General features: G+C 39.9%; 19 protein-coding genes. 14 read left to right on the forward strand and 5 right to left on the reverse strand.

Features of this window, described 5'->3' with window-relative positions; all coding sequences use genetic code 11:
- Positions 1-66: 66 nt before the first annotated feature.
- Both WAA20_RS05560 and WAA20_RS05565 read right to left on the reverse strand, forming a co-directional pair.
- Entirely contained in the window at positions 67-288 is a 222-nt protein-coding gene (locus WAA20_RS05560) for a hypothetical protein (protein WP_073384948.1), read from the reverse strand.
- Positions 289-578: 290 nt separating this feature from the next.
- Positions 579-1,499 (reverse strand): hypothetical protein, encoded by a 921-nt coding sequence (locus tag WAA20_RS05565; RefSeq protein WP_073384946.1) that lies wholly within the window; start codon positions 1,497-1,499, stop codon positions 579-581.
- A gap of 287 nt (positions 1,500-1,786) precedes the next feature.
- Here WAA20_RS05565 and WAA20_RS05570 point away from each other — a divergent pair, with 287 nt between their 5' ends.
- The 6 genes from WAA20_RS05570 (at position 1,787) to WAA20_RS05595 (ending at position 6,976) form a co-directional block, all read left to right on the forward strand.
- On the forward strand, positions 1,787-3,286 hold the full coding sequence (locus WAA20_RS05570) for an SPFH domain-containing protein (RefSeq protein ID WP_073384944.1): 1,500 nt from the start codon (positions 1,787-1,789) through the stop codon (positions 3,284-3,286).
- Positions 3,287-3,524: 238 nt separating this feature from the next.
- Positions 3,525-4,079, forward strand: coding sequence for an NUDIX hydrolase (locus tag WAA20_RS05575; RefSeq protein WP_073384941.1), 555 nt, complete (start codon positions 3,525-3,527; stop codon positions 4,077-4,079).
- A 48-nt stretch (positions 4,080-4,127) separates the two neighbouring features.
- Positions 4,128-5,876, forward strand: a complete 1,749-nt coding sequence (locus tag WAA20_RS05580) for a zinc ribbon domain-containing protein (RefSeq protein ID WP_073384939.1) — start codon at positions 4,128-4,130, stop codon at positions 5,874-5,876.
- 266 nt (positions 5,877-6,142) lie between these two features.
- Positions 6,143-6,316 (forward strand): hypothetical protein, encoded by a 174-nt coding sequence (locus tag WAA20_RS05585; RefSeq protein ID WP_167562638.1) that lies wholly within the window; start codon positions 6,143-6,145, stop codon positions 6,314-6,316.
- A gap of 192 nt (positions 6,317-6,508) precedes the next feature.
- Positions 6,509-6,679, forward strand: a complete 171-nt coding sequence (locus tag WAA20_RS05590) for a hypothetical protein (RefSeq protein WP_167562637.1) — start codon at positions 6,509-6,511, stop codon at positions 6,677-6,679.
- A complete protein-coding gene (locus WAA20_RS05595) occupies positions 6,680-6,976 on the forward strand; it encodes a hypothetical protein (protein WP_073384937.1) in 297 nt (98 codons plus the stop codon).
- A 234-nt stretch (positions 6,977-7,210) separates the two neighbouring features.
- Here the strand turns inward: WAA20_RS05595 and rho are convergent, their stop codons facing one another.
- From rho to WAA20_RS05610, 3 genes are all read right to left on the reverse strand, one after another.
- Positions 7,211-8,899, reverse strand: coding sequence for a transcription termination factor Rho (rho, locus tag WAA20_RS05600; protein ID WP_073384935.1), 1,689 nt, complete (start codon positions 8,897-8,899; stop codon positions 7,211-7,213).
- Positions 8,900-9,150: 251 nt separating this feature from the next.
- A complete protein-coding gene (locus WAA20_RS05605) occupies positions 9,151-10,611 on the reverse strand; it encodes a serine protease (protein ID WP_073384933.1) in 1,461 nt (486 codons plus the stop codon).
- 495 nt (positions 10,612-11,106) lie between these two features.
- Positions 11,107-11,832: a hypothetical protein gene (locus WAA20_RS05610; protein WP_073384931.1), complete on the reverse strand. Its 726-nt coding sequence runs from the start codon at positions 11,830-11,832 to the stop codon at positions 11,107-11,109.
- A 203-nt stretch (positions 11,833-12,035) separates the two neighbouring features.
- Here WAA20_RS05610 and WAA20_RS05615 point away from each other — a divergent pair, with 203 nt between their 5' ends.
- The 8 genes from WAA20_RS05615 (at position 12,036) to pepF (ending at position 22,892) form a co-directional block, all read left to right on the forward strand.
- The gene (locus tag WAA20_RS05615) at positions 12,036-13,367 is read left to right on the forward strand and encodes a D-alanyl-D-alanine carboxypeptidase family protein (RefSeq protein ID WP_073384929.1); all 1,332 of its coding nucleotides are present in this window, start codon (positions 12,036-12,038) and stop codon (positions 13,365-13,367) included.
- Positions 13,357-14,172 carry an NADAR family protein gene (locus tag WAA20_RS05620; protein WP_073384927.1) on the forward strand — a complete coding sequence of 272 codons (816 nt, stop codon included), beginning with the start codon at positions 13,357-13,359 and terminating at the stop codon, positions 14,170-14,172. Before WAA20_RS05615 ends, WAA20_RS05620 begins: the two co-directional genes overlap by 11 nt.
- A gap of 26 nt (positions 14,173-14,198) precedes the next feature.
- Positions 14,199-14,402, forward strand: a complete 204-nt coding sequence (locus WAA20_RS05625) for a hypothetical protein (RefSeq protein ID WP_073384925.1) — start codon at positions 14,199-14,201, stop codon at positions 14,400-14,402.
- Positions 14,403-14,634: 232 nt separating this feature from the next.
- Positions 14,635-16,071, forward strand: a complete 1,437-nt coding sequence (locus WAA20_RS05630) for a tetratricopeptide repeat protein (RefSeq protein ID WP_073384923.1) — start codon at positions 14,635-14,637, stop codon at positions 16,069-16,071.
- Positions 16,072-16,095: 24 nt separating this feature from the next.
- Complete coding sequence (locus WAA20_RS05635) at positions 16,096-17,859, forward strand: zinc ribbon domain-containing protein (protein WP_081373631.1); 1,764 nt, start codon at positions 16,096-16,098, stop codon at positions 17,857-17,859.
- A 102-nt stretch (positions 17,860-17,961) separates the two neighbouring features.
- A complete protein-coding gene (locus tag WAA20_RS05640) occupies positions 17,962-19,134 on the forward strand; it encodes a cation diffusion facilitator family transporter (RefSeq protein ID WP_073384920.1) in 1,173 nt (390 codons plus the stop codon).
- Positions 19,135-19,352: 218 nt separating this feature from the next.
- Positions 19,353-20,903: a 2,3-bisphosphoglycerate-independent phosphoglycerate mutase gene (gene gpmI / locus WAA20_RS05645; protein ID WP_073384918.1), complete on the forward strand. Its 1,551-nt coding sequence runs from the start codon at positions 19,353-19,355 to the stop codon at positions 20,901-20,903.
- Between the two features lie 189 nt (positions 20,904-21,092).
- Positions 21,093-22,892 (forward strand): oligoendopeptidase F, encoded by a 1,800-nt coding sequence (gene pepF / locus WAA20_RS05650; protein WP_073384916.1) that lies wholly within the window; start codon positions 21,093-21,095, stop codon positions 22,890-22,892.
- Positions 22,893-22,927 lie beyond the last annotated feature (35 nt).

The following is a 22,927-nucleotide window of genomic DNA, read 5'->3' on the forward strand; positions in this document are numbered from 1 at the left end:
AAAAATCCCGAAGCATTTAATCATGCTTCGGGATTGAATTTTGCTTATAAGATTCAAAGCATACAATTAGTATATGCTTATCAAGTTCCCCTGAGATGCTCTATGATAGTGCCATACATGGCCACTCTCATATTGGATGCAGAGCACGGTCATCCCATTCTGATCTGTCTCCATCCAGTATTTGCTGACGTTCCCATCTTTCCAACTTTTGCATTTTTCTTTGTGCTGCTGCATTGCATCTACGATCATATGCTGAGCAAAAGAATCGATCATCCGCCACTTACACATATTATTCATCGTCCTCTCTATATTGAATCAAGTCATTGCAGCTTTTTAACCACCCAATTTGCTGCTCTCAAAAAGAATACAATCAGTATTCTATCACAAATGTTAGCAAAAAAACGCTAAATAGTGCGGTTTTTTGAGGGACGAAAAATCGTTCGTCAATTTTAAATGGCCAAAAACGCGTGGTTATCACATTTCACAATATGCCTCTGAAAAGTTTGTTAGAATTTACCAATTGCCGAAAACGTTTAAGTGTGCGTTTTGTAATCTCTTACAAAAACGATGAACGATTTTTAATCAATATGGATACCTGTACATTCTTCAAATATTTCATTATCGAATCCGGGGATGGATTTTACTATGTTTTTTTTCTCTTCCGGAAGACTATCCCACCATGCCTGTCTGTCTGCTTTGTCATAATGAGGTACAGTTGGTCCGTCAAGTTGTTCGTCACCACCATAGATTGGTTGTGCCTGAAATTCTTTTTCCGTAAGACCCATTGTATTGTTCCATTTTGTGGACTTTTTAGGCATAAGTATCAGGATGTCGCGGGCTTCTGAATTCATCCAGTCATCACGTGAGATAGGAGATGGCTGATTGAAAAGCATGAATGGTGTTTCGCCTGTGCAGAAGGCTCCTGAATTATAGTTGCCACAGTTGAAATCTCCGGCATTGAAATCTCCATTATTGCAGCAGCCTGCATTGTGGTTTCCGTTGTTTCTTTCACCGGAATTGTAATATCCGACATTGCCTTCGCCAACGTTACAGTCGCCGGCATTGAAAGAGCCGGAATTGACGTCGCCTATGTTGAAAGAGCCGGAGTTTTTGCTGCCCATATTTCCGTAACCGGAGTTACTGTCTCCGATGTTGTCATCGCCGGAGTTGCAGTAGCCGGTGCAGTTGTGGCCTATATTCAGCTCTTGCATGAGCTTTTCCTGAGGTACCATTCTCATGATACGGACCTTGTTTGTATAATAGCGGTCCTTACGGCTGTCAGGATCTTTTTCTATGTCGTCTATGACATCAACTTCAAAAACTCTGCAGGGAGACCCGTTGTATTCATATAAAAAACATTCACGAAGTCTGGTATATAAAAACATATCCTCCTGCTCGTATTCTGACAGGTCTGCATAAGATTCCCCTTCTCTTTGAAAATCATCTCTGATCAGGATAAATCCGCGTTTTATGCTGGGAGTATTAGTTTCTTCGCTCATAAGATCCTCCTTGTGGGATGAGGTGATGTGAATACGCTTGTATACTATAAAAATACATATTTTACTACGTGAATAGTTACTATTATTTTATCATTATTTCGATTATGTGTGTACTTATACTTGTTGATTGCGAAATATTCTTTTTATTACTGACGGAATGACAAATTAACCCGACGAAATGCCTTTTTTTATTATTGAACGTGACAGGGTGCTCGGATATAATTGTTTTTGTACCGGAGATGAGCCGGAGGAGTTAGTAAACATTTTTTATTGAAAGGGGATTTGTTATGTTACCAACACCTATTATTGTTGCTATTGTTTTTTTTCTTATTCTCTGCATTCTCAGTGCAATGGGATATGTCAAGGCGCCGACTGATGAGGTAGTAATTATCTCTGGTCTTCGCAAGGAGCCCAAGATAATCACAGGTAGATCATCTGTTAAGTGGCCTTTCCTTCAGAGAATCGACCGTCTTTCACTCAAGATGCTGTCTGTAGATGTAAAGACATCAAAGACAATTCCAACACTTGACTATATCAATATCATGGTTGATTCAGTTGCTACAGTTAAGATCAGCATGAATGAGGAAATGATCCGTCATGCAGCTGAGAACTTCCTTAACAAAGATTCAAAGTACATCAATGACATGGTAGTTAATGTTCTTGAAGGTAACCTTCGTGAGATCATCGGTTCAATGAAACTCGTTGATATCATGAATGACCGTAAGACATTCGCTACAAAGGTTCAGGAAAATGCAGCTGTAGACATGGCTAAGATGGGTCTTGAAATTGTTTCATTCAATATTCAGAACATCGATGATGCAGGCCTTGGTGTTATTGAAAACCTTGGTATTGCAAACACAGTAGCTATCCGTCAGAACGCTGAGATCTCACGTGCTAACGCTGAGAAGGAGATCGCAGTTGCTCAGGCACTTGCTAAGCAGGAAGCTAACGATGCAAGAGTTACTTCTGAAACAATTATCGCTACCAAGAACAATGAACTTCAGATCAAACAGGCTGACCTTAAGGTTCAGGCTGATACTAAGAAGGCTGAAGCTGATGCTGCTTATGAAATTCAGAAGCAGGAACAGATGAAGACTATCGAGATCAAGACTGCTGACGCTCTCATCGCTAAGCAGGAAAAAGAAGTACAGATCAAAGAGCAGGAAGCAGCTGTTCAGGAACAGCAGCTCAATGCATCTATTCGTAAACAGGCTGATGCTGAAAGATATCGTCTCCAGCAGCTCGCTGAAGCTCAGAAGTTCCAGACACAGCAGGCAGCTGACGCTGATAAGTATAAGAGAATTGCAGAAGCTGAAGCTAGACTTGCTGAGAAGCAGAAAGAAGCTGAAGCTGTTCGTGTAGCCGGTGAAGCAGAAGCTGCTGCTACTAAGGCAAAGGGTCTTGCAGAAGCTGAAGCTATCAGAGCAAAAGGTGAAGCTGAAGCTGCAGCAATGGACAAGAAGGCAGAAGCTCTTAAGAAGTACGGTCAGGCTGCTATGACTCAGATGGTAGTTGAGAAACTTCCTGAGATGGCTAAGGCTGTTGCTGAACCTCTTGCAGCTATTGATAAGGTTACAATCATTGATTCGGGAAATGGTGAGTCAGGCGTTAGCAGCATGGGCGGTTATGTACCTGGTGTTCTTGCTAAGACAATCGAGTCAGTTAGAGAGACAACAGGATTTGACCTTACAGACGTTATGAAAGCTAACACATATGAAGCTAAGACAGATCGCAATGTAAAGCTTGATGCTGATACACCTGTTATCTCAGTAGATAACAAACAGTAATCTGTGATCAGATAATTTTGATACTGGCGCATAATACGTGAGTATATGAGCCTTCGGCTATCCGGCCGGAGGCTCATTTTTTATAACAGGATATAGCTTATTTAAGAGCGCGGGTTTTCTAGCCATCAGTGGAGATAATATGGTATTATTTTAAAGTGCCTTTATAACGACCTTTTTAGAATTAACAAAGGTAGCTTATAAAGTCATATATCTTTTTATATGGAGTAATGATCAGATTATGGAAAATAAGTTAAAGCGCCTTGACAGAACCATAGCTTTTGAAGGCGAAGTTGTTGATCTTTATAAAGACAAGATGCAGTATCCTGATGGCAGTATTCATAACTGGGATTTTGTATGTCACAAGAAGGGATATGGAGCCTGCATACTTCCTGTTCTTCCGGATGGAAGAATCCTTCTTATAAGACAGTTCAGACCAGCTGTTGATGATACTATACTTGAGATTCCGGCTGGAGGCATTGAGCCGGGAGATGAGAGCACCCTTGTCTGTGCCAGAAGAGAACTGGTAGAAGAGACAGGATATACCTCAGATGAGTTTAGTCACCTTCTGAGAATTCAGGTTGCAGTAGCATACTGTAATGAATGGCTTGATATATATCTTGCCAGAAACTGTGAGAAAGCGGCATCCGGCAAACAGCTTGATGAAGGCGAAGATATCAGTAATGAGGTTTATGAAGTGGGAGATCTTATGAAGATGATATCAGAGGGTCAGATTCAGGACGCCAAGACTGTGGCTGCGATCACAGCGTATGCTGCAGGAATGGGAAGAGAATAATTAAGACCCATGGTATTTTTATAAATTTAAACTTATGGAGATTTAGGTATGATTTGTAAGGAATGCGGAGAAGAAATAAATGATGAAGCCAGATTCTGCCCTTTTTGCGGAACTGTGCAAAGCGTTGTAACTCCCGAAGAAAAAAAGGATGACGTAACAAAATCTGATAAAGCTAATACCAACTTCAAAAACCCGGTATTTAAGACAAGTAAGAATAAGCCAGAGGATCCGGAAAAGGTCAAGGCTCGTAATTTTAAGCAGAAACTAATCGATGTTGTTCTGGTCATTCTGATCATAGCGATCGCAAGTTCTGTAGTTGCATACAGAGTAGTTACATTAAGGAATGCTAATAAGCTTTTTTCCATGATAGCTTATGTTAAGGATGGAATTATATATCTTGATACAGATATAACATCTGAAGATGATGAGCCTCTTCCTGTTGCAGAAGTTAGCAGTGCACTTTTGGATTACGGCTTTGGCTATAATATAGCAGCGTTTTCTAAAGACTGTAAGATCCTGTATTTTATGGACAAAGATACAGGCGACGGTTCTGGCAGACTTAAAAAGGTCAGGATCGATAAGCTGACAGAAGATATGGATGACAATCTGGATCATGCTGAGAAAGTCGCTGATTTTGTGACATATTATACGGTCCTTGATGATGGCGCTTTGCTTTATGAAACCAACGAGATGGAAGTTTGTTTTTATGATGGCAAGAACAGCAAGGTGATCGCTGAAGATGTAGCATATAACTTTCTTTCATATAGCAAAAATTACATCTATCTGCTTGAAGGTGATAAGCAGGGACATACATTCGATCTTGGCAAAAAAGGACTAAACTCCAAATCTGATGTAGAGATAATTGCTGAGAATATCAGCAGTTTTATCACGTCAACAGACAGTGATGCAGTCATGTATATTGTTGAAAATGAAGAAGATAATTCTAATGAATTATATCTTACATTCGACAATAAAGAGCCTGTAAAGATCGGAGATAACGTTTCTGATTACTCACCATATTGTACATCTGCAGGGGGCGTTTTCTATACATCCAAGAGCTATCGTGATGGAACTACCCTGTATTACTATGATACTGAGAACGAAAGCCTAACAGAAGTGGACGATATTTCCAAGGTTGAACTGCAGGTTGGAATCAGCATTTTCCAGAAGAAAGGTTCTGAGGAATGGTTCTATATGCTTGCCGGAGGACAGGAGCAGCCGTTTGATTTCGAATATGAATATGGCGGAGGCAATATCTGGAGCTCATGGGATGGAAGATATGCCATGGTTGAATTTGCTGCTGAAGAAGAATCTGTAGGTAATACTATCGTTTCTTTCAGATCTTCAGATGGTACATTTTCATCAGATAAGCTTGTGGCAGCAAGTGGAGGGATTGGAACGACAAGAACTGACGTTAACAAAAATACTACAGCTTATTATTATGCATACAATGAAGAGGAAGATGAGATTGATCTTTATTCATTCCATAATGACAGGACTAAGCTTCTTGCAAGAGATGTAAGCGAAGGTGGAGGATTGGTATATGCAGCTGATAAGTTAGTGGTTCTATACAATCTCGGAGAAACAAAACTGAGTATATATAAAGATTGTGAAAATAAGTTTGAAGAAGATATACAAACTCTTATATATGCAGGCAAAAATGCAGTAATCTATAAGAAAGATGAGATCTGGTATATAACATATCTTTCAGGAAAAGAACTGGAGACTGCTAGAATAGTCGAGGGAGCTGAGGATTTAATATTTCCTGAATACGGCGTGTACCCCAGTCTTATTTAAGGAAACTGATTTTGAAAATATGAAGCAAAATGTAAATATTTACTAATCATCCGCAGAAACTTTCGTTCAAAATTAATACGATAAAACGATTGCAAAAAAGCGTTCTCGTGTAATATAATACTTGTGGGGACATTGCAGGGTTGCAATGTCTTTTTTGACCCTAATGCACATGACGTAAACATTGTTAATAAGTTATTAAGCTTTTTGCTGGCGGATTTATCCCTTCTAGGAAGTGATGACCGGGAGCACGAAGGGAGGACGACGATATGACGATGGATGTACAAGACAGACAGCTGGTTGAATACGTTACAGAGATACGCAAGAAACAGGAAGATGGAACAAAACTTGATGAGCTTGAAAACCTGACCATAAGAAATCTGAATGGACAGGGACAGATAATGACTTGGAGAACTGTTTGCTATTGGAATCTTCTTCTTTAAATTAACTAAATCATTTATTTTTATTATTACCTCCGTACGAAAGTGCGGAGGTTTTTGTACAACCATAGTAGTGCTTTCTATGATTCATAAGTTAAGAACAGGATTCTCTTGTTAACAAAATAATGTATGCAAACAAACAGATAAATGATAAAATATTAATATCCGCTCTAGACAAAAAAGGAGGAAGCCTAAATGGGAATTTTCTTTAAAGATGCTGAGAATCCGACGGGGGATGACTATGATGCACTTGATGATTTTTTCTTGGAAACAGAGCTTGATCCTGATATGAAGAAGACGGATTCTTCCAGAAAAGCATGGCAAAGCGAAATGGGTTTTTTTAAGCAAAAGACACAGGAGGCATAAATGGCAGATCGTGAAGATTTGATTATGCAGTTGTACAAGCAGTCCTTTGGTAAGAACTTTAATAAGTATGACATTTCTGTACGCTATGACAGCAAGGATGGAAGTCTGCATATGAATGAGCATCGTGATGGTGAAGAGCACTTTACCAAGGCTCAGATTGATGCAGCTATGAAGTATTTTAAGGAAAATATTGAAAAGTTCAAAACATCAGGACTTGAAGCTTCCAGAAAGAAAGTTTACGAGATTTCTGTTGCTGCTATTTCTCTTATGACGCAGCCTCCGGAAGAGAAGAAGTAATCTGGGCTTTAGTCAGGTGTTTGAAATAAGAAGAAGTTAAATTGATATAAAAATGTAAAATACCGATGGTGGGGAGCCATCGGTATTTTTAGTGATTACTTTCAGGAAGGGAAAGAGTTGTGGGGGAGGAGAACCCTTCCTAAAATAAGTCTGGAAAGAGTATTGTTGTAAATAATATCGGATGCTTTAAAGAATTATTAACCTTTAAAGCATCCGATAAAAAATTAACTATTATTAGAAAATCCTGCGATTCATAAGTGTTATGAAATCTTTGTTGGACTTTGTACGTGAGAAGTTATTAAGTATCTGATCAGCTGCATCATCTGCCTTTAAGCCATTAAGACTCTTACGCATACGATTTACAGCATTAAGCTCATCGCTGTTAAGGAGGAGATCTTCTCTTCTTGTAGAAGACTTGGCGATGTTGATCGCAGGGAAGATTCTCTTTTCCTGAAGCTTACGATCCAGGATCATTTCCATGTTACCTGTTCCCTTGAACTCTTCGTATACAACGTCGTCCATCTTGGAACCTGTTTCGATAAGAGCAGTAGCAAGGATTGTAAGGCTTCCTCCCTCACGCATGTTACGCGCTGCACCAAAGAATCTCTTTGGCATATGAAGGGCTGCAGGATCAAGACCACCTGAAAGGGTACGTCCTGATGGTGGAACAACCTGGTTGTAAGCACGTGTAAGTCTTGTGATGGAGTCGATGAGGATAGTAACATCCTTTCTGTGCTCAACAAGACGTCTTGCATGCTCGATAGTCATCTCAGCTACACGTGTGTGATGTTCAGGGAGCTCATCGAATGTGGAGTAGATAACTTCTACGTTAGGTCCTTCGATTGACTCTTTGATATCTGTAACTTCCTCAGGTCTTTCATCAATAAGAAGAATGATGATGTGCATGTCAGGGAAGTTTCTCTTGATTGACTTTGCAACATCCTTAAGGAGTGTTGTCTTACCTGCTTTTGGAGGAGATACGATCATTCCACGCTGGCCTTTACCGATAGGATCGATAAGGTCCATGATTCTCATGGAAACAGGAGCACCCGGATATTCAAGTCCGAGCTTCTGGTCAGGGAAGATAGGAGTCATCTTTTGGAATGAGTATCTTCTTATGGATTCTTCAGGTGTATAACCGTTGATTGTATCAAGCTGAACAAGTGCTGCGAATTTATCTGTTGTATTCTTCTTGGCTGCTGAACCTGAAAGAATATCACCTGTTCTAAGACCATATTTACGGATCATTGCAGGAGCGATATAAATGTCGTTCTCGCCTGGGAGATAATTCTCACTTCTGATAAATCCAAAACCATCAGACATGATCTCGATGATGCCGCCTACAGGCATTGGCTCTGAAATGAACTCTGCATCTTTTGGAGCTTCAGCTTCAGTGGCCGGAGCCTCTTTTTTAGGCGCCTGCTTACGGAAATCCTGAGGAGCTTTAGATTTATGCTGATCTCCCTGAGAAGGAGATTTGTGCTGGTCTCCCTGTGCAGGAGCTTTGCGCTGCTCTGACTGTGATGCGTTTCCTGACACCTGGATTATGTGACGGGATTTGCGTGGCTGATCCTTCTTTTCGCCTTTTTTGAAATCTTTGGAATCAGAATCTTTCTTGGAATCGGAATCATTCGTGGAAACAGATTCGTTTTTTGATTCAGACTCTTTTTTTGAAGTTTCTTTGTTAGCGTTAGATACTTTTTTAGAACCCGTATCTTTTTTAGTTTCGTTGCTTTTCTTGGCTGCTGTAGTCTTCTTTGCTGTAGAAGCTTTCTTTGCTTCTGATGCTTTTTCCTGCTCGTCAAGTTCACAAAGGCTGTCAATAAGCTCAGCTTTCTTAACACCTGTGACTCTCTTGATACCGCGGGCTTTCGCAATGTCTTTCAAAGAAGTCAGACTTAGCGTTTCGTATTTTTCTCTCATAAAATATCCTTTTGGTATATAAAATTAATAGTAATAATAATTAGTAAGTTTACTTACGAATAAGCATTTAATTCTTGTATTCGTACAAAGGGGAATCTCGCAGAATTTGCATGAATTTCTTTGCATGAATAAAAATAGCAAAATAAAACGGTGATGTCAAGCATCACCGCCTTGTTTTTTTCTTGAGATGTTTAAGATGAATGTTGAAAAATCAGCATTTAGGGGTATCAGACCCGCCTTGGAAATGTGTCTTAATCAAGCTTTGAATAATCAAAAGAAAGAATATTATCTATCATCAAAGCATAGCTTTTATTGGTGGTCAGATTCTTTGCATCAGCAATTCCTACCAGGTTACCTCTCATATCAATTACAGCTGTTCCGCTCATTCCATCCTGAAGTGCGAGAGTAGCTGTGAGATAGATGGAAGCGTCCTTGTTTTCCGGTATCGTATCGTTGATCTTGAGAAGAGTCATAGGAGTAATGAGATCTTTGCCGGTATGCTTATAGTTAGTTGCGATTCCAAGAAGCTGGGCTCCTTCAGGAATCTGCGAATAAATGTTCGGGTTGACTGATATTTCTCTAAGTCTTGTAAGGATTCGCATTGGTATATAGTCTGTACTGAGTCTGAACAGACATAATTCGTTCTCGGTTGAAAGTCTGGTGTATTTGATGGCATTGCTGAAGGTGATGCGTGTTCCATCATACAACCAAAGCTCGTTGTTGCCTTCTCTCATGCGGTCAAGAACATGTGCTACTGAAATGAAATAAATATAATCCGGAGTTATATCATAGATAACGCCAGATCCGGACCAGCCATTTGGAGAGTCTTCAGAATCTGCATGGAAGAGCTCTATAAGAGATGGCTTTACAAGCTGCTGTGCAAGTGTGAAGTTCTCGGAAGAGAGCGGCTTATAATTAAAGTACCCGGTCTTGCAAAGGGTCTCAAGTGATGATTCTGAAGTATAGGCATCAGCAACAGCAGTTGAAGTTTCGAGTGATGATGCGAAGGTATCATCAGCAAAAGCGACGGATTCAGCGAACGTAAGAACGCTTGCTTCATCATAGCTGTCATCGGGCATCATGTATGTCAGAAGAATACCTGTATAACTTGACGAATGTGACAGTACCATGAGGTAACCACTGTATTTGCGACCTTCAATGATCTCTGTTACTTTTGCTCTTAGAAGACTATTGAGACCGTCTTCTGAAGTGAAGCATTCAACCTGATCTGATGTAAAGTACTGCGATGGAGTCAGGAATGAAGAGAATGAATCGATGTTGTACAGCGAAGGACTCTGAACCAGCTGTGCTTCAGAAACACACATAATGTATGCATCGTCATTGCCTTCGATCATTACGGTATCTGATGTGGTTCCGAAAGTTCCTACAAAATCTTCATTCCCATAGAAAGAGAAGCACAGGGAATGTCCGTTATGCATTTTAACATTGGCGATATGATAAGATGTCTGACCGTTTGCATAGGTCTGAAGCCCCATGAGCGCATTGGAATAGCCCTGAGCATAGTATGTAGAATATGTATGTGTGGAATTTATATCAGGATCTTCGGAAGTTGCAAAAACGTCATACGTTCCCGAAGTAGTAGTTGTTGTCTTATTTTTACTGTCTGCATATGCTGTTAATGATACAGGTGTATGGAAAAAAGTTGATAGAACACAAACTGTAATGACAGGAACAAGCAAGCCTCTTTTCATATTACTACCCCTTTCTAGAATGCCGCTGATACAATGAATGTTTCCCTTCAGCGTGCATATAAAATATCGGCCATGCGTGGTAGTGGGTGAATAGAAAAAAATCTACAAAATAAAAAATATTATTTGTACTTTTTTCTCTATTGACTTTGTATGTCTATTTTATCATATTAAGCATCCATGAACCATATGATAAATTGAAAAGATGCAAACGAGATTTAGTCTATCTGTTAGCCAAAAAAGATAAGAAACTTTGCATGAAATCTGTAATTTTTGAAAATGATTTTTTCAAAAAGAAAATAGGGTTTTCCAAAAAGAAAACTGGGTTTTCAAAAAAGAAAACTGGGTTTTCTATAAAGAAAACCCTGCAGATGGGAGGGCTGCAGGGTTAAAAGAGGACTATGGAAGGAAAGGGTTATTTGGGGGAGGAGTCCTTCCATTGCTACTACATATATCGACACCTCTTTATAAAAATTAACCCCAAATAACAAAAAAATATTAATTTTTTTTCTTACGCGCTTTAAGGCGCTTGATCTCTTCTTTCTCAGTTTCAAAAATTGTCTTACGCCTTACAGGAAGCTGCTCGAGGTATTTATCAAGGTGCTTCATCCGCCATATAGCGCTGCCTTCAAGAGAAGGGATATCGTGAGCTGACTGCAGGATTGTAACATAGGTTGGCAGATCCACTCCGCAGCGGTACAGGAACTCGATCCAGTGATTGATCTCCGGCGGAAGTGCTGCAAATCTTGTATCAGTCTGAAACTTCATGTCACCTGTAACCTGTACACAGCTGGCTGAGGAACAGATAGTCGTTAGTTCGTCTATTGTAAGGTAATTAAGCTCGAATTTATTGTATTTCTCCCGGAGAGCTTTGATGATATGCCCATCATAGATATTGTCTGCCTGTTCGATATAAGACCAGTCGAGAAGATACAGATTATGGAAGTTTACAGGGAATTCGTTGATATAAACCTGTTCAACCATGGTCCCGTCATCTGTTACCTCAATGGATCTTCCGCACGAAGGACAGATGGTTTCTCCAACGAAACCTTTCTTCGATCCTTTGTTTATATAAAAATGTGGGAAAAAGTGTCCGCACCCGTCGCAGTAAAGAGGAAAGAGTGTGATATCAAGTTTCATTGAAAGCTGATCATCTGTCTTGATCAGCTGGATTCTGTTTGGGAATCGTCCTCGCGTTCCCGGAATGTAAAAATCAAGTGCCATATGATCGAAAAGTCTCCTCATCAGGATGTCTGGTCTTATCATCATATAGATGATTAATGTACATTGTATCATATTAGATAAAACTGTACCATCACTGGAGGTGCTTGCTGCCTAATATGTTGTTCACAATTTTGTAATGAATTTTAGGGCAAACTAATGTAAAATAATAAAGAGGGTGAAAAAAATCAGGGAGATTATTAAAATTGGGGACAGACAACAGAGATAAAGTTCATATTAATTCTAAGAACAGAAATAGATATGCAGATGAGTCTTTTCTCAAGGATGAAATAGCTTCGATCATGCGATATGAAGCAGATGATGACGATGATGAGATCGATGAAGAAGAGTTAAGACTAGAAGAAGAGCATTTTAAAGAATATCAGGCAAGAATAACAAAAAGAATAAATGAAATGAAAGCAGAGCACGACAAACAGGTCTTCAGGCAGAATGTTATCAAGGCCGGAGCTGCTATAGTGGCGGTAACTGTGGTCGGTGTATTTGCTTTTAGTTATGTTGGCACACAATTCCTTAAGGCAAGGTCTGTTGATGAGGCAGCTGCTGCAGAATGTTCAACTGCGCAGACTGAAGTGGTAGATGCAAGTGATGAAACGGCCGCTTCCTCTATAGCATCAACAGAGTGCTCTGTCGAAGAAGAAAAATGTGTGGCATTTGAAACTCCTTCAACACAGGAGTTCGGATCTGAAATAGGCAGTGCCTGCGGAATTTTGATCAATGCAGACACTATGGAAATTGTATCTGAGAGAAATGCTTATGCTAAGATGTATCCGGCATCAATGACCAAAGTCCTCACCCTACTGGTTGCAGTGGAGAATCTTACACCTGAGCAGCTTGATGATACATTTGAGATTACTATAGAAATAACAGATTTTAGCTATTCACACGGTTGTAGTGCTGCCGGATTTGATGTTGGTGAACAGGTTAAAGTCAGAGATCTTTTGTATGCACTGATTCTTCCTTCAGGAGCTGATGGCGCTCTGGGACTTGCTTATTACATAGCTGGATCACAGGAAGCTTTTGTTGATATGATGAATGCTAAACTTGAAGAACTGGGGCTTTCCGATACAGCACACTTTACTAATTGTATAGGCGTTTATGACGATGACCATTATTGCACAGCATATGATATGGCAATGATAATGCGTGCGGCTATGGATAATGAGCTTTGCAGAGAAATATTGTCTACTCACTATTATGTGACGGAGAGTACCGAGGTACATCCTGACGGAATTGAACTTTCTAACTGGTTCCTTCGTAGGATTGAAGATAATGATGAAGGTATAAACGTTGTATGTGGCAAGACCGGTTTTGTAAATCAGTCGGGAAATTGTGCAGTCAGCTATGCAGAGAGCGAAAATGGTGATACGTATATACTTTGTACAGGCAATGCTCAAGGCTCCTGGCAATGTATACGTGATCAGACTAATCTTTATGCTTGCGCAATGAAGAATAGTAACGATACAGGTTATTCTGTTTCAGCAGCGGAGTCGAATTCAGGAGGAATAGATGAAGAGTGACAACTTGGTCTGTTTTTATCGTGAGAACGATGCTTATGGAGAACTAAGTAATTGGATCAATGCGCCTTTTAAATATGCAGGTATTCAATATCAGTCATCACTTCAATTTATTATGTTACATAAAGTCATGATGTTTGGTCAGCGTCAGATTGGCCAGAAGATCATGCAGGAGACATCACCGGAAGAGATCAAGAAGCTGGCTACCAAATTCGAGGGTTACAGGGATATGCTGTGGGATGTTACCTGTGAGGGCGTAGCTTATCGCGGGATCAGGGCCAAGTTTCAGCAGAATCCCAAACTGGCAGAAAAGCTTCTTGCTACAGGTAACAAGGTCATAGCTTTTTCATCTCCGCTTGATGAGATGTGGGGTACAGGTATATCTTTAAACCAGCCTGAAGCAGCTTATGATCCGTCTAAATGGAAAGGCAAAAACAGACTTGGTCGAGTTCTTATGGATGTAAGAACATGGCTTAGACTTTCTATTATGGCTACTGGTGAGATCCTTCCTTACATGGATATAAAAGATGGTACCACGATACCGGAATTCCGCATGACGCCCGGAGAACTTCAGATGATACCTGATTTTACCAGAGCGATTCAGACATATGTTCTGTCGCTACCGGATCAGCATGCTAAGGATACATGCCTTAGATCATTTGAGATGGGAAGGCTTGATGCCAATATTGCATCACTTCCAAGGGCGGGATTACTTGAAATGAAGCAGGAAGTCTTCGATAATGCAAGACTTAGAGCAATTATAGAGCAAAAAACCAGACCTGCGGGTGGCAACGAATTGCCTGAATGAAAAACTAATATGGGGAGGCAAGACTTATGGTTACAGAGAGAAAGCGCGAGATCATTGAAAAGTATGAGGTTCTTCTTGATAAGGCTCTCAAAGAGGATCCGGAAGGCGGTCATGATAGTACATATCATGATTTCAAAAGAGAATGCAGCGATAATGGTTATGTTGGCGAGCTTCAGCAGCAAATGTGGCAATCGATTGTTAAGCGAGTAGATATAAATAACAGAAAGTGATTTTGTATGAATAAAGGGGCCACACAGAGGTAGGATGATACCTCTTTGCGGCCCTTTAAAAATGCAATTCGATCAAAAAATGCATTCTGTCGTATAAAAAATGTATTTCGTCGCATCATTGTAGAAGATCTTAAAACGGATGGTAGTATATAAATATCTCCGGAACATAAATAATCTTCTACATGATATGTTAGAATAATCATAATACGTAGGGATAACCGGAGGGGACAGCATGAGAATTCAAAAGATCAGACTGATTTCGAAAAAGTTAGGCCAGTATTCATCAGCTTTAAGAGAGGAGTCAGAACAAAAGCTCACTATTTCGAATTCCGGACGACTGTGGTTCACAGCATATTCGGGAAGAGATGATGACGATCAGGATTATTCTGCTGTAAGAAAACTTGGGGCGAGTATTGGAAAAGAGCTTGCCAGTGAGATACTCGAATATGTTAACGAAGTATTTTACGGAAGAAAAGAAGGAAAATATATTTCAGATGAGCATGGCTCTTTTGAACTGATCATCACTGACACAAAGGGGAATAATTACGTATATGGTGGTGAGTTATCCAAAAGCGCAGACAGGATCATATCTAATCTGTCAGTAAAGCTCAGAGAACTTATTCCTATTGACAATCTTTTCCTCTTTGACGGCGGAGAGTATCAGACAAGTGAGAAGACTACAGTACGCTACTGCTATTGTAGTATTGAACCCAAAGGGATGAGCACCAATTACTTCTATATAAGTGATTTCGGACTTTTGCAGTCAGGCTCATTTGTTGAGATTCCATTTGGCAAAAAAAATACTATAATGAAGGGAACTGTTATTAGCAGTGATTACTTTGAAGGTGAAAATGTTCCTTTCGCAGTAGAAGTCACCAAACATATCATTAGAGAGATAAGTCAGGATGAATTTGAAAATACTGACGAGCTTAATGAGAATCTTTCGAGAGAAGATCAGGATGATCTTGATGAAGTTGAAGATCTTATTGAAAATGAGAACTACGACGGAATGTACCAATGGGCTTATGAACACCATGAACGCGACGATGTTCAGCAGATCATGGCCAAGGTAGTCCAGTGCTATGAAGAATGTGTCAGACAGAACATGCCGGTTGCAGCACTTAATCTTGGTACATTATACTATGAAGGTCGTTATGTCAGACAGGATTATCAGAAAGCATTTGAGCTTTATAAGATAGCAGCCGATGCAGGAGAACCCAGGGCTATAAGCAATCTCGGCTATTGTTATTACTACGGAAGACATCAGGAAGTTGACTATGCTAAAGCATACGAGTATTTTCTTAAAGGAGCACTTCTTTTTGATGATGCCAATTGTCTTTTCAAGCTTGGGGATATGTATCTTCAGGGCTACCATGTTGAAAAGAATGAAAGATATGCATACCTTATGTATGAACGTGCCATGTTTGAATGTTATGGCGATGACGGAAGACCTGATCCGATTATACCGGATATCATGCAGAAGATGGGACAATGCTTCCTGTATGGAATCGGAATATCACCGGATGTACCTAAAGCACTTACACTGCTTAATAATGCCTTGACAGGCTTTTATTATAGAAAAAAAGATGATCCGAATGCAGTGCAGCTGATAGCTGAAACAAAAAAATGCATCGAAGATGCAGAAAGGATATTGGATTCGGAGGAGTAAATAATAAGCGAGGGAAAGAGAACTATGTATTGTGGAAAATGCGGAAAGATTGTATCTGATTCAGCTAAGTTTTGCCCGTTTTGCGGAGAGACATTTGAGACGAAATCAGAGGTAAAATCAGAAGCTCAGAATAGTACTAATTTTGAGCAGTCTGGCTTTAGCACATTTCAGTCTCAGAATATGAATAATGTTCAGACTTCATACCAGTCACAGAATTCATATCAGCAGCCGCAGAATATGTATCAGAATCAGTATAACCAGGGTTACCAGCAGTATAATCCGCAGATGCAAAATGGCTATGGACAGCAGCCTCCCAAAAAGAAGAAAAGTCATAAAGGCCTTGCAATCGGTCTCGCTTCTGTAATAGTACTTGCAGGTGTAGGCGGCGCAGGCGGTTATAAATATTTAGAGAAGACTCATGAGAAAGAATATCAGAAAGCTATAGAAGAAGCTAAAGAAGCTTACGATGCTAAGGATTATGAGAAGGCAGCAGAAAGCTACCAGAGTGCCCTTAATGTAAAAGAGGAAGATGAGGCAGCTACTCAGGGACTTGAAGCATCTAACGCTATGATGAAGATCGATGATGCAACCAAAAAGCTCGAAGGCCTTTCTTCTTATGATGTTACTATCAATTATCAGATGAGTCTTAATGTTGATGATTCAACTGATGGAAGATCTTATAAACTTACTCAGTCTTCTGAAATGACAGCATCAAACATTACTGACGAAGATGGACATACAATAGCTTATGTTACCGGCGATCTTATCACAGCTTCAGATGATAATGGTAACGAGAGTAATCAGACTTATGAGATTTACGTTACAAAGAGTGGAAGTGTAGAGACTAATTATTCATATACAGAGTCAACAGGATGGGGCGGACATCTTACTACCAGTGCTACAAACGGTTCTTCTGTAATTCTGGGCGATATTGCTTCTTTATCATATTCTTATGATAAGGACAATGAAAACAAGGATTACTATGTATTTACAGCAGTAGATGTTAATGCTGAGAAGTGCTCTTTCCTTACAAACTTTTGCAGTATTACTGATAAGGCTACTGATGCCGGAAATCAGAAGATGACAGTTTCTCTTTTCCTTGATCGTGAAAGTGGAAAGATATCCAAGATAGAGGTTTCTTATCCTAACCTTTCAATGGCAGATGTAAATTCATATTACTGCAATTATAGCGGAAAGAGTCTTTCTATCTCACTTGAGGAGATAACATATACTATTAATGTTACAGAATGGGATTCAGATGCATCTTTATCTGTACCATCAGATGCAGTTGATGCTCTTTCTGTAGGTGGAGGACTTCAGACAGCAGTAGCTTTTTCAACAGAGCCAACCGAGTACCTTGGTATTAATATGATCGATACTACTTTTAATGATGCAAGCTTCCAGATACCTGCATCATGGATCAAGTATGATGCTACAGGCACACAGCAGGAGTATGGTCTTAATATGGACGGAACAGCTCAGGTTTGCATTTACTATATAGATAAGTCTAATTTCAGTTCCAAATCTGATACAAAGAATATGGAACTTATTCTTGAAAGTGTTACAGAAGGCGTAGAAGTAACTGATCCTACTGATGTTAAGATCGATGGAGAAGATGCTATTCGTTTTGGAGTTACAGCCAGCGGATATGATGTTGCTCTTAACGGAGTGATGTATGTTATCCCTTGTAAAGATGGATACATGGTTGTGCAGTATGTAATGTACAGCGGTGTTGAGAACATTTGGCAGAGCCAGTTCAACGCATTCATCGACAGTATTGATTTATAATAATAAATGATAAATAATAATGAGGATTGCTAATGTTTTAATAAACATCGCAATCCTCATTTTATATAGCAAATAAGAAGCAGCGGAAGAGGATTTAATGATATGATTCAATTTCTTGCTGGGATATTTATAAAAGATCATAACAACACAAATGATGCAAATGTGCGCCGTCAGTATGGTATACTGTGCGGCGCCTTTGGCGTTGTTTTAAACATTATCCTTGTAATTATCAAGATGACAGCGGCATTTATGTCAGGATCGGTCTCGATACTGGCGGATGCAGCTAATAACATGTCTGATGCAGAAACTTCAGTAGTTACGATAATAGGCTTTAAGCTTGCATCGCAGAAGCCTGACAAAAAGCACCCATTTGGTCATGGCCGGATAGAATATGTCGCAGGACTTATAGTTGCCTTCTTTATCTTCGGAATGGCAGTAGAGCTTCTGCGAACATCTGTAAAGAAGATCATGCATCCTGAGCAGACCGGATTTAACCTTGTTATTGCAGGTATATTAATAGTAGCTATTTTTATAAAATTGTATATGTTCTTATACAATATGGATCTTGGAAAGAAACTATCATCTGCTGTACTTGTTAACAATGCCAAAGACAGCATATCTGATGTTGTATCTACAAGCGTCGTTCTTATTTCATCTTTTATCAGTTATAAAACAGGTATTATTCTTGACGGCTATGCAGGAACTTTGGTAGCTATTTTTATCTTTTATCAGGCCTATGAGGCAACAAGAGATACAATATCCCCTCTTCTTGGAGAGGCTCCATCTGACGAAATGATCGGTGCCATAGAAAAAGATGTTCTTACATTTGATCAGATACTTGGAGTTCACGATATTATCGTTCACAACTATGGACCCAATAAGACCATGATGTCTCTTCACGTAGAGATTGATTCTGATGAATCTTTGTTAGAAGCTCATGATCTTGTTGATGAGATCGAACAGCTTCTTAATGAAAAATATTCCTGCAGCAGTGTGATCCATGTCGACCCTGTAAATCTTCATGATGAAGAAGTTATGATGATAAAAGACAGGATGAAAGAGCGTATCAGGCAACTCGGTGATGATATAAAGTTCCACGATTTCAGGATCATACATCATAAGAACGAGAAGATAATAGCTTTTGATATAGTGGTGCCCTTTGATTACAAATCTTCTGATGATGAAGTTATTAAATTTGCAAAGGATGCCTGCAAAGAGATGTTCCCTGATTATGAAACAGAAGTGACAGTTGATAAAGCTGAGATAGTTCGTTAATAATGGATATTTTGAAAATATAGGTATTTTCTGATTTGAGATATGAGTAAGTTATTTTCTTAACAATTAACTTGTAATAAATACTTGTTCTGTCGTATTATATAGTAGCGTAGATATTGATTTTGTTAGTCATAACAAACTGGAGACATTTTGAATGATACCAATATGACTGACGATTCGATTAAATAAATAGTTAGTAGATAAATGGAGGTTTTTAAATGAGAGGTTCTAAGCCAACACTTCTTTTGATCCTTGATGGATTTGGTCTTAACGAAAACCCTGAGGGTAATGCTATTGCAATGGCTAACACACCAAATCTTGATATGCTTATGGAGAAATATCCTTTTGTAAAAGGAAATGCAAGCGGACTTGCAGTAGGTCTTCCTGACGGACAGATGGGTAACTCTGAAGTAGGCCACATGAACATGGGTGCAGGCCGTATTGTATACCAGGAGCTTACAAGAATCACAAAATCTATCAATGATGGTGATTTCTTCGAGAATGAAGCTCTTCTTGAAGCTGTAAATAACTGCAAGGCTAATAACAGTGCTCTTCACATGTTTGGTCTTGTATCTGATGGCGGTGTTCACAGCCACATCACACACATCTATGGACTTCTTGAGCTTGCTAAGAGAAACGGACTTGAGAAAGTATATGTACACTGCTTCCTTGACGGACGTGATACACCTCCGGAAAGCGGAATTGATTTCGTACAGCAGCTTGAAGATAAGATGAAAGAACTCGGCGTTGGTGAGATTGCTTCACTTTCAGGCCGTTACTATGCTATGGACAGAGATAACAACTATGATCGCGTTGTTATCGCTTATGATGCTCTTACAAAGGGCGAAGGCCAGAAGGCTTCCAGCGCACACGAAGGAATGCAGCAGTCATATGCAAACGGCAAGACTGATGAGTTCGTAGTTCCTACAGTTATCATGAAGGATGGTCAGCCTGTTGCAACTATCAAGGATAAGGATTCAGTTGTATTCTTCAACTTCCGTCCTGACAGAGCAAGAGAGATGACACACTGCTTCTGTGATGATGAGTTCGATAAGTTTGATCGAGGTGCAAGACTTGATACTAAGTTCGTATGCTTCACAGACTATGATCCACTTATTCTTAATAAAGAGATCGCATTCAAGAAGGTTCTCCTTACTAACACATTCGGAGAATGGCTTGCAAACAAGGGCCTTAAGCAGGCACGTATCGCTGAGACAGAGAAGTATGCTCACGTTACATTCTTCTTCAACGGTGGCGTAGAAGAGCCTAACAAGAACGAGGACAGAGTTCTTGTAAACAGCCCTAAGGATGTTCCTACATACGACCTCAAGCCTCAGATGAGCGCTCCTGAAGTATGTGACAAGCTCCTTGATGCTATTAATTCTCAGAACTATGACGTTATCGTCTGCAACTTCGCTAACCCTGACATGGTAGGACATACAGGTGTTATTCCTGCTGCAGTTAAGGCTGTTGAGACAGTAGATGAATGCGTTGGTAAGATTTATGATGCTATCATGAAAGCAAATGGAACAATGTTCATCTGTGCAGACCACGGTAACGCTGATATGATGATCGATTATGAGACAGGCGAGCCATGGACAGCTCATACAACTAACCCTGTTCCATTCATTCTTGTTAACTATGACCCTGCATATACTCTTAAAGAGGACGGATGTCTTGCAGACATTATCCCTACTCTTATCGAGTGTATGGGAGAAGAGCAGCCTGCAGAAATGACTGGTAAGAGCCTTCTTGTTAAGAAAGACTGATAATATGATCATGCGGCCACACTGGAGTTAACTGCTCCGGTGTGGTTGTTTTGTGTTTAAGAATAATTTGGATAGACAATATCGTATATGGCAGATAAGTAAACTTATGTGACTGGTATTTGGGAATATATTTTACTGATGCCGTGAAAGAAGTTGTTTTGTCCATGACATTAATTGAAAGAGGACAATATGGAAGAAAAGAAAATCATGAAAAGAGAAGAAGTTCCGGTAGAGTATACCTGGAACCTTGAAGACCTTTACAAAACACCTGCTGATTGGGAGAAAGATTTTGAAAAGGCAGGAAAACTTACAGAAGAGATAGCTGCTTTCCAGGGACATGTCGGAGAGAGCGCTGACAAGCTCCTTGAGTGGTACAAGAAGTCTGACGAAGCAGAACTCCTTCTGTCATCAATATATCAGTATGCATCACTTGCTGCTGATCAGGATCTTGGCAACAATGAAAACCAGGCAAGAAAAGGTAAGACTATAGGCCTTCTTGTATCAGTATCAAGTGCATCAGCCTTTGCAGATACAGAGATCATGGACATACCTGATGATAAGCTTGAGAGCTTCTTTAAGGAGAATCCTGACCTTGAGCTTTATCGTCTTGCTATAACACGTGTTAGAAAGAAAAAAGAGCACATGCTCTCAGCAGCAGAAGAAAAGCTCCTTGCTGCAACAGGAGAGATGTCAGAAGGTCCTTCCAATATCGGATCTATCTTCAGAAATGCCGATCTCAAATTCCCTAAGGTAAAAGATAGTAAGGGAGAAGAACACGATCTTACACAGGGTACCTTCATCTCTTATATGGAAAGCACAGATCGTGAATTCAGAAAGAATACATTCAAGACCTTCTATGAAACATGGAAGTCTCATGAGTCTCTTTCTGCTACGATTCTTGATGCTCATTACAAGCAGCAGACATTCTATGCAAATGCAAGAAAGTACGAGAACAATCTTGAGGCAGCTCTTGACCGTACAGAGGTTCCGGTAAGTGTATATCACAATCTCATCGATACTGTTCATAAGCACATGGGCTCCATGTACCGTTATATGGATCTTCGTAAGAAGCTTATGGGCGTTGATGAGCTTCATATGTATGACCTTTATAACTCAATCGTTCCTGATGCAGAAGAGAAGATCACATATGAGCAGGCTAAAGAGGCTGTATTCGAAGCTATCAAACCACTTGGTGAAGACTATGCCAAGGTTGTTAAGGAAGCTTACGAGAACCGCTGGCTTGACGTATATGAGAACGAAGGAAAAAGAAGTGGAGCTTACTCTTCAGGCGGCGCAAGACCTCATCCTTATATCCTTCTTAACCATAAGGACAATCTCAACAGCCAGTTCACTCTTATCCACGAGACAGGACACACAATGCACAGCTACCTGTCTATGAAAAACCAACCTGTTGTATATTCTGATTATGTAATATTCGTTGCAGAAGTAGCATCTACCTGCAATGAAGTACTTATGATGAAGAATCTCCTTTCTAAGACAACAGATACTAAGAAGAGAAAATATCTCCTTAACTATTTCATGGAGCAGTTCCGTACAACACTGTATCGTCAGACAATGTTTGCAGAGTTTGAACTTAAGCTCAACGAGCTTGTAGAAAGCGGCAATACGCTCACCGCGGACACTCTTAATAAAATGTACTATGACCTCAATAAGCTCTACTATGGCGAGAACATGGTCGTTGACGAAGAGATAGCATCAGAATGGGCAAGAATCCCGCATTTCTTCTACAACTACTATGTATATCAGTATGCTACAGGTTTCTCTGCAGCTATTGCTCTTGCTACCAAGATTCTTAAAGAGGGCGAACCTGCTGTAAAGGATTACCTCAAATTCCTGTCATCAGGTTGCAGTACAGATCCTATCAGTCTTCTAAAAATTGCTGGTGTTGATATGTCAACTCCTGCGCCAATTGAGGAAGCACTGGATCAGTTCGATGCGCTCATTTCCGAGATGGAAGAGCTTGCATAATTCCTAGTAAAACGGTATTATTTATATTGTTAGGG

Origin of the sequence: Butyrivibrio fibrisolvens (assembly GCF_037113525.1) — a bacterium.
Classification (GTDB): domain Bacteria; phylum Bacillota; class Clostridia; order Lachnospirales; family Lachnospiraceae; genus Butyrivibrio; species Butyrivibrio fibrisolvens.

Coding starts and splice junctions, on each gene's coding strand:
- rho (WP_073384935.1), bottom strand. CDS start 8,899: ATGAGAGAAAAATACGAAACGCTAAGTCTGACTTCTTTGAAAGACATT.
- WAA20_RS05640 (WP_073384920.1), top strand. CDS start 17,962: ATGATTCAATTTCTTGCTGGGATATTTATAAAAGATCATAACAACACA.
- WAA20_RS05590 (WP_167562637.1), top strand. CDS start 6,509: ATGGGAATTTTCTTTAAAGATGCTGAGAATCCGACGGGGGATGACTAT.
- WAA20_RS05605 (WP_073384933.1), bottom strand. CDS start 10,611: ATGAAAAGAGGCTTGCTTGTTCCTGTCATTACAGTTTGTGTTCTATCA.
- WAA20_RS05610 (WP_073384931.1), bottom strand. CDS start 11,832: ATGGCACTTGATTTTTACATTCCGGGAACGCGAGGACGATTCCCAAAC.
- WAA20_RS05595 (WP_073384937.1), top strand. CDS start 6,680: ATGGCAGATCGTGAAGATTTGATTATGCAGTTGTACAAGCAGTCCTTT.
- gpmI (WP_073384918.1), top strand. CDS start 19,353: ATGAGAGGTTCTAAGCCAACACTTCTTTTGATCCTTGATGGATTTGGT.
- WAA20_RS05630 (WP_073384923.1), top strand. CDS start 14,635: ATGAGAATTCAAAAGATCAGACTGATTTCGAAAAAGTTAGGCCAGTAT.
- WAA20_RS05585 (WP_167562638.1), top strand. CDS start 6,143: ATGACGATGGATGTACAAGACAGACAGCTGGTTGAATACGTTACAGAG.
- WAA20_RS05570 (WP_073384944.1), top strand. CDS start 1,787: ATGTTACCAACACCTATTATTGTTGCTATTGTTTTTTTTCTTATTCTC.
- WAA20_RS05580 (WP_073384939.1), top strand. CDS start 4,128: ATGATTTGTAAGGAATGCGGAGAAGAAATAAATGATGAAGCCAGATTC.
- WAA20_RS05620 (WP_073384927.1), top strand. CDS start 13,357: ATGAAGAGTGACAACTTGGTCTGTTTTTATCGTGAGAACGATGCTTAT.
- WAA20_RS05625 (WP_073384925.1), top strand. CDS start 14,199: ATGGTTACAGAGAGAAAGCGCGAGATCATTGAAAAGTATGAGGTTCTT.
- WAA20_RS05560 (WP_073384948.1), bottom strand. CDS start 288: ATGTGTAAGTGGCGGATGATCGATTCTTTTGCTCAGCATATGATCGTA.
- WAA20_RS05635 (WP_081373631.1), top strand. CDS start 16,096: ATGTATTGTGGAAAATGCGGAAAGATTGTATCTGATTCAGCTAAGTTT.
- WAA20_RS05575 (WP_073384941.1), top strand. CDS start 3,525: ATGGAAAATAAGTTAAAGCGCCTTGACAGAACCATAGCTTTTGAAGGC.
- WAA20_RS05565 (WP_073384946.1), bottom strand. CDS start 1,499: ATGAGCGAAGAAACTAATACTCCCAGCATAAAACGCGGATTTATCCTG.
- pepF (WP_073384916.1), top strand. CDS start 21,093: ATGGAAGAAAAGAAAATCATGAAAAGAGAAGAAGTTCCGGTAGAGTAT.